This is a genomic window from Salinivibrio sp. MA427, from assembly GCF_001996115.1.
GTDB lineage: Bacteria > Pseudomonadota > Gammaproteobacteria > Enterobacterales > Vibrionaceae > Salinivibrio > Salinivibrio costicola.
Map to the genome: position 1 here is coordinate 1 of NZ_MUFH01000084.1, position 9378 is coordinate 9378.

Annotated in this window: 9 protein-coding genes and 1 tRNA gene; 5 read left to right on the plus strand and 5 right to left on the minus strand. The window is 50.2% G+C overall.

The window, feature by feature from the left end; genetic code table 11:
- The first annotated feature begins 70 nt into the window (after window positions 1-70).
- The gene (locus BZG79_RS07555; RefSeq protein WP_077774093.1) at window positions 71-1021 is read left to right on the plus strand and encodes a PLP-dependent transferase; all 951 of its coding nucleotides are present in this window, start codon (window positions 71-73) and stop codon (window positions 1019-1021) included.
- Entirely contained in the window at window positions 1018-2433 is a 1416-nt protein-coding gene (locus tag BZG79_RS07560) for a Na+/H+ antiporter NhaC family protein (protein WP_077774094.1), read from the plus strand. Before BZG79_RS07555 ends, BZG79_RS07560 begins: the two co-directional genes overlap by 4 nt.
- Window positions 2434-2556: 123 nt before the next feature.
- Here BZG79_RS07560 and BZG79_RS07565 read toward each other — a convergent pair whose 3' ends face one another.
- Window positions 2557-2937, minus strand: a complete 381-nt coding sequence (locus BZG79_RS07565) for a glutathione S-transferase N-terminal domain-containing protein (RefSeq protein ID WP_077774095.1) — start codon at window positions 2935-2937, stop codon at window positions 2557-2559.
- A gap of 191 nt (window positions 2938-3128) precedes the next feature.
- Between BZG79_RS07565 and BZG79_RS07570 the strand changes: the two genes are divergently transcribed.
- Window positions 3129-3968, plus strand: coding sequence for a 2OG-Fe(II) oxygenase family protein (locus tag BZG79_RS07570; RefSeq protein WP_077460876.1), 840 nt, complete (start codon window positions 3129-3131; stop codon window positions 3966-3968).
- 80 nt (window positions 3969-4048) lie between these two features.
- On the opposite strand, the gene BZG79_RS07575 is transcribed toward BZG79_RS07570, so the two are convergent.
- The gene (locus tag BZG79_RS07575) at window positions 4049-5056 is read right to left on the minus strand and encodes a glycine betaine ABC transporter substrate-binding protein (protein ID WP_077774096.1); all 1008 of its coding nucleotides are present in this window, start codon (window positions 5054-5056) and stop codon (window positions 4049-4051) included.
- Between the two features lie 133 nt (window positions 5057-5189).
- Here BZG79_RS07575 and BZG79_RS07580 point away from each other — a divergent pair, with 133 nt between their 5' ends.
- A complete protein-coding gene (locus tag BZG79_RS07580) occupies window positions 5190-5537 on the plus strand; it encodes a hypothetical protein (RefSeq protein WP_077679590.1) in 348 nt (115 codons plus the stop codon).
- A 26-nt stretch (window positions 5538-5563) separates the two neighbouring features.
- Here BZG79_RS07580 and BZG79_RS07585 read toward each other — a convergent pair whose 3' ends face one another.
- The 3 genes from BZG79_RS07585 to BZG79_RS07595 form a co-directional block, all read right to left on the minus strand.
- Window positions 5564-6691 (minus strand): PQQ-dependent sugar dehydrogenase, encoded by a 1128-nt coding sequence (locus BZG79_RS07585; RefSeq protein ID WP_077774097.1) that lies wholly within the window; start codon window positions 6689-6691, stop codon window positions 5564-5566.
- 13 nt (window positions 6692-6704) lie between these two features.
- Window positions 6705-6944 carry a DUF465 domain-containing protein gene (locus tag BZG79_RS07590; RefSeq protein WP_025744348.1) on the minus strand — a complete coding sequence of 80 codons (240 nt, stop codon included), beginning with the start codon at window positions 6942-6944 and terminating at the stop codon, window positions 6705-6707.
- Between the two features lie 103 nt (window positions 6945-7047).
- Window positions 7048-8964 carry an alkaline phosphatase family protein gene (locus tag BZG79_RS07595; protein ID WP_347336584.1) on the minus strand — a complete coding sequence of 639 codons (1917 nt, stop codon included), beginning with the start codon at window positions 8962-8964 and terminating at the stop codon, window positions 7048-7050.
- Between the two features lie 205 nt (window positions 8965-9169).
- Here BZG79_RS07595 and BZG79_RS07600 point away from each other — a divergent pair.
- Window positions 9170-9245 (plus strand) — tRNA-Asn (locus tag BZG79_RS07600).
- The last annotated feature ends 133 nt before the right edge of the window (window positions 9246-9378 follow it).

The window sequence follows — 9378 nt, forward strand, 5'->3', positions numbered from 1 at the left end:
GTTTTATAGTCGTGATAATGACTTATATTTGCCATTTTAACGATTTTTTATACCAATAAAGAGCTCTGACATGAGAAATCCTCATTTTTCTACCCTTGCTGTTCATGGTGGTGATCAAACCGACAAAGGTCACCATGCGGCTTTTACTCCGATTTATACCGCCAGTAGCTTTATTCAGCCCGATCTGAGCCATCAAGCAGACTTTGGCTACTCCCGTGTTGGCAATCCAACACGATATGCTTACGAGAGTGCGTTGGCGGCGCTCGAGCAAGGCTGTTATGCGACCGCGACGGCCTCGGGGATGGCTGCGACAGCCTTGGCCTTAGAACTGCTACCCGCAGGCGCGCACATTATTGCGATGCGTGGTGTGTATGGGGGTACACATCGCTTGTTCGACAAACTCCGCGCCCGCAATAACGGACTCAGTGTCGATTATGTTGATCTCAATGACTTGGACGCCGTGGCGGCAGCCGWCAAACCAAGTACTGCCATGGTTTGGATTGAAACTCCGACGAATCCCTTGTTAGAACTGGTTGATATTGCTGCGATTTGCCAGTTTGCCCGCGAGCATGCCTTATTAACCTGTGTGGATAACACCTTTGCGACCGCCTGGAACCAAACGCCACTGAGCTTGGGGGCGGATATTGTGATGTTGTCGACCAGCAAATACATTGGTGGGCATTCTGACATGATTGGCGGCGCGCTGGTCACCGCAGATGAAACCTTGGCGAAAAAAATTGATTTTGCCAAAACCACGGTCGGCGCAATTGCCTCGCCATTTGATGCTTATCTCGCGTTACGCGGATTAAAAACGCTCGATCTGCGTATGCAGCGTCAATGCGATAATGCGCTAAACGTTGCGACCGCGCTGGAAAACCACCCTGCCATTGAAGCGGTTTTCTATCCGGGCTTACCGTCACACGGGGTTTTCGATACCACCTTCCGGCTCTCGGTCGGCATTGAAGACAGTCGTGACTTGATTGATGATCTCCTGTATGCGCTCGATCAGGAGGCATCATGACCGATTATGGCGTCTGGACGGTGGTGACGCCCCTGGTCACGATTGTGCTTGCGGTGGTCACGCGTCAGGTCATTCTGTCGCTACTGACAGGGGCGATGGTGGGTTATACCGTGATCGCCAATTTCAATCCATTCGCTGGCGTCGCCAAGGCACTGGATAGTTATATTGGTGTGTTTGCCAGTGCGGGAAACACGCGCACCATCTTGTTTTGTTTTATGGTGGGTGGATTAATTCGTCTTATCCAAGTCACTGGTGGCACGCGGGCCGTGATTCATGCGCTCACCGAGCGTGCTCAATTGGTGAAAAATCCGATTGCGGTGCAGTTGCTCGCGATGGTCACCACCATGCTGATTTTTATTGAAAGCTCCATTTCCATTATGTCAGCGGGGACGGTGAGTCGTGATTTAGCCGATCACTATCGCGTCTCTCGCGAGAAGCTCGCCTATGTGATCCAGTCATCCTGCGTCGCGACCTGCTCTAGTGTGATGATCAATGGTTGGGGTGCCGCGATGATGGCGATTATCGGCGTGCAAGTCAGCAAAGGTTATGTTGAAGGGGAGCCCTTCAACATTCTATTGCACGCTATTCCTTACAACTTAATGGCGTGGCTCTCCTTGCTAGCAGTGCTGTTCTACGTGTTCACCGGCGTGAGCTGGGGCCCAATGGCAAAAGCTGACCAACGTGCAGCAGCCGGGCAAGTACTGCGTGAGGGCGCCTTTCCTATTGCTGGCGATCATCAGCGCGATGATGAGCCGCTAGGCAAAGTGAGCTATTTTGTTCTGCCGTTACTGAGCACCATTTTAATGGTGCCGGTGGGCCTGTTTATCACCGGTAATGGCGATATTGCCTCTGGGTCTGGCTCGACTGCTGTTTTTTGGGCGGTGATGGGAGGGACTGCGGTCGCGATGGCTTTCTTTATCGGCACGCGTGTCTTGTCGTTAGATGCCTTTTTCCGCCACCTGTTAGCCGGATACGCCAATATGATGCCTCTGGGGGCAATTATGTCGCTGGCATTTTTAATGGGGGATTTATCGGCAGACTTACATACGGGACACTACATCACTCAGGTGATTGATGGCATTTTGCCTGCGGGATTATCAGCCGCTTTTGTCTTTGTGATTGCCGCYATYATGTCACTGGCGACCGGGACCTCGTGGGGCACGTTTGCAATCATGATCCCGATAGGTATTCAGGTTGGCGCTGCGGCAGGCATTGACCCGCACTTGATGATTGGCGCATCGATATCTGGGGCGATTTTTGGCGATATGACGTCACCAATCAGTGATACCGGCATTGTTGCGTCGATGGCAACAGGCAATGATCACGTTGATCATATCCGTACGCAATTTCCTTACTTTATGGTCGTGGGAGCTGTCAGCACAGTGGCATTTGCGGTCTTAGGGAGTATTTAAAGATAGACTCCCCAAGCGATGGCGCGGGCGGTTGAATAACCTCAATGCAAGCGTTGTTACTGCATTGAGGCGTAAAGGCAAGCAGGGGCGTTGTTACCAAAAAAGCCCCCTCTAAACGATTGGCTAGATCTTGTTGATGATTGGTGCTGTTTGCTGATTTAAATACGCGATAATGTCATCCGATTCGTACATCCAACGTGTGTCTCCAGCATCATCTTCGAAACGCAAACAGGGCACTTTAATACGGCCACCACCTTGCTCAAGCGCTTGCCGTGCGGCCAGATCACGTTTGGCATCTTTAACCGCCAAAGGTAGCCCCAGTTTGCGACTCGCCTGACGAACTTTGACACAAAACGGGCATGCAGCAAATTGATAGAGCGTGAATTGTTCTGACAACCGCTCAAGTGCTTGTGTTTGTTCTGCACTTAACTTGGGAGACTTAGGTTTGGTTAAGGCCTCGACAACGAGAATAATTTTTCCAAGGATCCAACGAATAACGCCCATATAACCTCCATGCGTTCAATAAAGCCAGAGTGTAACACGCCAAACACGTTTGCTCATCGTTAACATATTGTTCCTGTATGGAAATAAAGTGTTTCCACCTGAGTACAGAATCGCGTTGTGCCTCTCGATCGCGCTGTTAGACTATGCATGCGACAACCTCACGATAAAAAGCAAACGATTACGAGTACCCTATGATACTGCAAGCTATTGACTTCCAAGCACCGAATGCGGAGCAAGCATTTGTTGAATCTTTACGTGAAACAGGCTTTGGCGTTCTTAAAAACCACCCGCTACAACAGCAGCGAGTCGCTGATATTTACCAAGAGTGGGAAGGCTTTTTTAACACCGAGGAAAAGCACGATTTCACCTTTAAGTCAGACACGCAAGATGGCTTTTTCCCCGCTAAAATTGCGGAAACGGCGAAAGGCCATACCAAGCGTGATCTAAAGGAGTTCTTTCATTATTACCCTTGGGGGCAGTGTCCTGAAGCACGACGAGATAACCTGCAATCTTATTATCAACAAGCGACCAGTTTAGCTGAAACCTTGTTGTCTTGGGTTGAGCGTCAATCGCCTGTCAGCGTCAGTGAGCACTACTCACAATCACTGTCGAGTATGATTGCGGGGAGCGAACAGACGTTACTGCGCGTATTACATTATCCGCCGTTAAACGGTGATGAAGAGCTAGGTGCAATCCGGGCCGCCGCGCACGAGGATATTAACTTGCTCACTATCCTTCCGGCGGCGAATGAGCCGGGCCTGCAGGTGAAAGCCAAAGATGGTAGTTGGTTGGATGTACCGTGTGATTTTGGCAATTTGATTGTCAATATTGGTGATATGCTGCAAGAGGCATCGGGCGGCTATTTCCCATCAACCACCCATCGCGTGATAAACCCTGAGGGGGCGGATAAAACTAAAGCACGTATTTCCTTACCACTGTTTTTGCATCCCAAACCAGAAGTGGTGTTGTCTTCTCGCCACACTGCGAAAAGCTACTTAATGGAACGTCTGCGTGAGCTGGGCGTGATCTAGTGTCTGTCCTTTATCCTTGCCAAGGGGGGGGTCTGCCTTGGCAAGGATGATTTACCTGGTCAGCAAGTGTGCTTCCCTTTCTACTGCAAGGCGTCTTCAATGCGCTGTGCCGTTTTTTCGTCGACCCACTGATGCCATTCAGTGCGATAGCGGCGTAGAAATTCGTCAGCGGCTATTTCACCGTCCGCTTGGTAGGTATCCATCCAAGCCAGCATGTCACTCATCACTTGGTTATCGTATTCACGGCGATTGATATAGTTAAATGCTGCTGGCGCTTGCTCGGCAAAGGATGCAGTGGTCAAAGAGTGTACGGGAGAGACCGGAAATGCAGTGACCTTAGGTGATTGGCAATCTGCCTGGGTGATGCATTGTTTGTAGTGTTCCAGATCGACATCAGCGCCTAAGTCGACCTCAACCATTTCATATTTTCCCATCACAGGCGTCGGCGCCCAATAATAGCCAAACCAAGGGTTTTGTCGCTCGTTAGCACGTGCGATGGTGCCGGCCAATCCAGCGGCGGAGCCTGGATCGACAATTTCAAAGCCGGCTTTGTCGAGCTCAAGGGCGTTCAAAATATGTTCAGCGGAGATTTGACACGTCCATCCCGCGGGGCAACCCATGAATGCTGCTTTATCGGGATCTTCAGGATGCGGGAAAAGATCTCGCTGGGCTTTAATGCCCTCAATCGTTGCTAGCTCAGGGTGTTTATCAACCATGTATTTGGGGACCCAAAAGCCTTCGTTGCCGCCTTGTGAGAACGCGTCACCGGCATAGCGGAGCCGCCCCTCATTGACGCCTTTATCTAACATTGCTTTATGAGAGTTGGTCCAAAACTCTGGCGCAATATCAGGTTCGCCTTTTTCTGTCATTGAGACACCAGTAGGCATGGTATCGCCTGGAACCAAAGACGCATTACATCCGTAACCATGTTCCAAGATAAACTGATCGACATGTGCCATTAAAGTGGCTGAATTCCAATTCATATCAGCAATGGAAACATCGCCGCAAGCCTTGTTTTCATTGGCTTGCGCTGTGGTGGCGCAAACGAATAGGATGCTAACCAGCAGCCGATTTGGTGTCGTTATCATGGCGTGTCCTTGCTTGGTAAGTGCTTTAAGTGTCGAAAAAGTAACATGAGGTAAGAGCGCGATCTATACTCAGGGCAACCGATCTTGATGAAAATACTGAAATTCATATTAACGGAAGCTAACGATCGTCATTATGTCAAGAAAAGAGCAACTCAATGCGATAGAAAAAAACAAGAAGTCATCGCTGTTAGCTGTCACTCAAGCGGTACTGAAGTTGGGGGGGGAATCTTGGTGCGTGTTCATATTCAGACACCGACTAAAGTTGAGTTTGACCGACACCACTGCAAGTCAAGATATGGGTATCAGTGGTGTTATAATGAACTGCCGTTTGATGGGCGGTCGCTATCATTGTGGGTTTCAATTTGATGAACGTTCTAAGTCACGAAGCGCGTGGTTGGTCACCAATTTAGACTACGGTGGTGAGCAATATCGTCTATCGATGCCTCACAATGATGGCGAGCTGACGTCCAGTCTTTCCTAGCGCCTATCTACCACTGAGATAACGGTCTACGACTGAGGTAATGGTGTGACCCGCAATACACTGCCATTTCTTCTATCAGTGAGGATGAGTAAACTGCCGTCACGTGCCTGTATTACGTCGCGAATGCGGCCAAACTCGCCATCAAGCATCCGCTCCTCATGAATCACTTTGCCATCTTCCAATACTAGCCTGACTAATAGCCCAAATTTTAAAGAGCCAAGCAGCAGGTTGCCWTGCCACATTGGGAAGCGATCACTGTCAACCATGATCATGCCTGACGGTGCAATTGACGGATCCCAATAATAAACCGGTTGGCGCATCCCTGGTTTTGATGTCCCCTCTCCGATTTGTGTGCCCAGTCCATAGTTAACGCCATATGTTATAGTCGGCCAGCCATAGTTTTCACCGGCGAGGATAACGTTGAGTTCATCGCCACCTTGGGGACCGTGCTCATGTGCCCAAATACGTGTGCCTGTGTTATCGAGGGCGATGCCTTGGATATTTCGGTGCCCGAAGCTAAACACCTCCGCACGTTTGTCATCCGCCTGTAGGAAGGGATTACTCTTCGGCACTGTACCATCAAGATTAAGACGCACGAGCGTGCCCAGATGATCGTCGGCAAATTGCGCGCGATCGCGGTGGCCACGATCGCCGAGCGTGATATATAGGTGCTCAGAAGTAGCCAATAAACGACTGCCAAAATGGCGCCCGCCACTGCGTTTGGGAGAGGCTTTAAAAATAACACGACTGTCAATGAGTACATCTTTAGACAGTGTGGCCATTATAACCTCAGTACCGGCTTGTCCTCGCTCGTCGACGGCGGCATAGGAAAGATATAAACGCTGGTTGGTCGCAAAATCAGGTGCCAAGGCGATATCTAATAGTCCCCCTTGCCCCTCTTGAAACACGTTTTTTGGGGTGCCTAAAATGGAGACGACCAGCCCATTGGGTGTCAGCCGTTTAAGCTTGCCGTCACGCTCGGTAATCAGTAGATCGCCATCCGGAAGCTCAGTGATCCCCCATGGATGAGAAAAGCCGGATTTCAGTGTTTCGACACGAAGGCTCACCGCCTCCGTGTTGATGGTTTTTGCCTCTGCAGCCCCTATTGTCCCAAGAAACAGAACGACCAAGCACAGTGAATGCGACAAACGCATTGCTCACCTCCCATTAATGTGTGCGTAGTTTTTCGTACAAGCGGTCTTTGAGGTGCGCGCGCTGTCGTTTCATGGCAGTAAAGATGTCGTCGCTGGTGGGGATTTGGTTCATCTCTAAACCACGAATATGGTGATCGAGTTGATGATAGCGTTGCGCATCGAGCTGAAACGCGGGGTCATATTGCTTAAGGTGGTGGATACGATCGCGATGCTCCGGGAAATCAAAAACGAGTGCGTGGTTTTCTCCTTGCATACAGCCTCCTGTTATCGGCCTGCCTTTTATAAGGTTAGGCCTGCTTACCGCGATTATCCAAATTTCATCGATGATAATCACGGTGATGTAGTAGGCGAGCTGTCTAGGTCTTTGTCTTTTCGGGAAAAGAGACGCGTTGACCATCGGTCTTCAGAAGGCTAATGGTGCGTGGAGAGCCATCTTCATTCAAGGTGACCAATCCTACGGCGCTGGCATTGACGAGACGCTTCGGGCCTGGCGTATCAGGGTCGCGCCGATCAATGCGCATACGCTTGCGTTTAGTGAGCCAATTCAGTGGAGACAGTGGGCTGAATAAAACGCGATCGCACCACTCGCAAAAGCTCAGAAGTGGCTCGGGGAAGCGGTTTTTGAAACCACTGGCAGTTATTTGCCACAAACGCGGACTATGGGTGCGAAATCGGATTCGAATATCATAAGCAAACGAGTAATGCACATCCCCAGATAAAATCACGTAATTGGTGGGCGTACGTTGATGACGAAAAATACTGAGTAGCGTATTGGCACTCCCTGGGTGGGCCATCCAGTTTTCGGCATCGACGACAGTCGGCGCGCCTAGCCAGGTCGCAATTCGCTGTAATACCTCGATAAATTTAACGCCAAACATGGGAGCGGCAGAGACGATCACCGCGCTATCATGCCTTAACAGATCATGTTGAAAATCCATCAGTGCTTCCCAGTCCATCAGGCCCGACGGTTTATTCATTTGTGACTCGGATCGCCAGCGACGAGTGCGTGTATCTAACACAACAAGATGTGGCGTGGTTGGTACCGTGTAATGCCAGTGCTCAAAGCGCAGACATTGCTCCACCATAGCCTGGTGCGTCTCTGTTTGTGTGTCCAGGTCGCAAACACTAATGGGCTGATAGGCGCTTTGGCGAGCGGTAGTGAGAAAGTCTTGGCCAAAGTTATCGGGCGCATTGCCCCAACCTTGGCACAACCAGTAAGCCATCAGACCATTGCCGATAATGCGACGAGAAAAGGGATTGAGATACGCGGCCTGCTCCCAACCGACGGTGATATTCCAATCATCCGTGATGTCATGGTCATCAAAGATCATATAGGTTGATAGATGTGCGAATAGTCGCTGCACACCGGTTAAACCGGAACGAAAGGCATTGAGTGCGAGTGTTTCTTGTTGATAGCGTTCGCGTTGACTGTCGGTAAGTTGACTGGGGGGATGAAGATGAGGTCCGTCTGTTAGCGTCCAAGAAACGGGAGCCCAAACCAGCAAATACATGGCGACGTGTTCTGCAAAGCTTATCAAGTGATTGGAGACGGTTTTGGAGGTAAAAATAGGCTGTGGTTGACCAAACAGTCTCTCTAAACGGCCGCCCTTTTCCGCGCGCTGGCTAGGGAGGAGCTTGCCACGTTGAACATAGCTGTCAGGATGTGTATCCAAGGCACGGCAGTCGACAATGGGCGCGGCCTCGAAATACTCATTTTTAAGACCTAATACGGCAATTAACCGGCGAATACGCTGCAGCATCGGCGTGGCGACGTCATCTGCGTAGATTTGATCCCCACTCATAATCAACATATTGGGCCAGTGTGGTATGGGGGTCGTGGCCAAATGTTGGTCGAGAGTGACGAGGGCATCATCGCAGCGATGGTGGGGATGTCGGCATGAGCCATGTGCGATGTGGGTGGCTTTTGAGGGAATACAAAAAGAGGGCGCTTGCTCGTTGTCATACAAGATATCCGGTTGGATGTCCGCCATTCCCCTGTGGTTGATCTGTATATCGTATGACAACGGGAGATCGACGGGAAACCCATGAGCCGACCGGAGATGATGAAGCACGACCCACGCACGCTCGCCAAGACGAAACCAATGTCCGGCTGACAATGGCATGGATGCTAATATCTGGTTGTGCTGATAAACTGACACGGTGCCATCTTCGGGCTTTTGTGTTAGCACTGACCATAACGTCACTTCATGCTGTGTCGTACGCCGTAGCATGGGGCCGGCAATAAAGAGTGGGAGCGATGCGTCTTTATCCAATGTCTCTGGGTCCTCGAAATCAGCTACTGGGCTACTGGGTTGTATATTTGTACTTTTACCTACGTGAGTGCAAAGAAGATAGTTTAATCGTCTGATTTGTTGCCTTTTTAGCCATTCGAGCCGAGTATGTGGGGATTTATTGAAAAAAGGGTTGCACCGAGATAATGGATTGCCTATCATCTCGCTCGTTGTCGAAAAAGACAATTCCCCCATAGTTCAGTTGGTAGAACGGCGGACTGTTAATCCGTATGTCACTGGTTCGAGTCCAGTTGGGGGAGCCAAATTTAGAGAAAGCGCTAGTCGAAAGACTGGCGTTTTTTTTTTGGCTTTTGTCACGTATTGTCAAACGCCACGCTAGGTAGCGTGGCGTTTGCACTTTCTGCCATTAATTTTGCGTTATGTATAGATTACGGG

What these genes read in the sequence shown, in the direction of transcription:
- BZG79_RS07575 (WP_077774096.1), bottom strand. Translation starts at nt 5,056, where the DNA reads ATGATAACGACACCAAATCGGCTGCTGGTTAGCATCCTATTCGTTTGC.
- BZG79_RS07565 (WP_077774095.1), bottom strand. Translation starts at nt 2,937, where the DNA reads ATGGGCGTTATTCGTTGGATCCTTGGAAAAATTATTCTCGTTGTCGAG.
- BZG79_RS07590 (WP_025744348.1), bottom strand. Translation starts at nt 6,944, where the DNA reads ATGCAAGGAGAAAACCACGCACTCGTTTTTGATTTCCCGGAGCATCGC.
- BZG79_RS07570 (WP_077460876.1), top strand. Translation starts at nt 3,129, where the DNA reads ATGATACTGCAAGCTATTGACTTCCAAGCACCGAATGCGGAGCAAGCA.
- BZG79_RS07580 (WP_077679590.1), top strand. Translation starts at nt 5,190, where the DNA reads ATGTCAAGAAAAGAGCAACTCAATGCGATAGAAAAAAACAAGAAGTCA.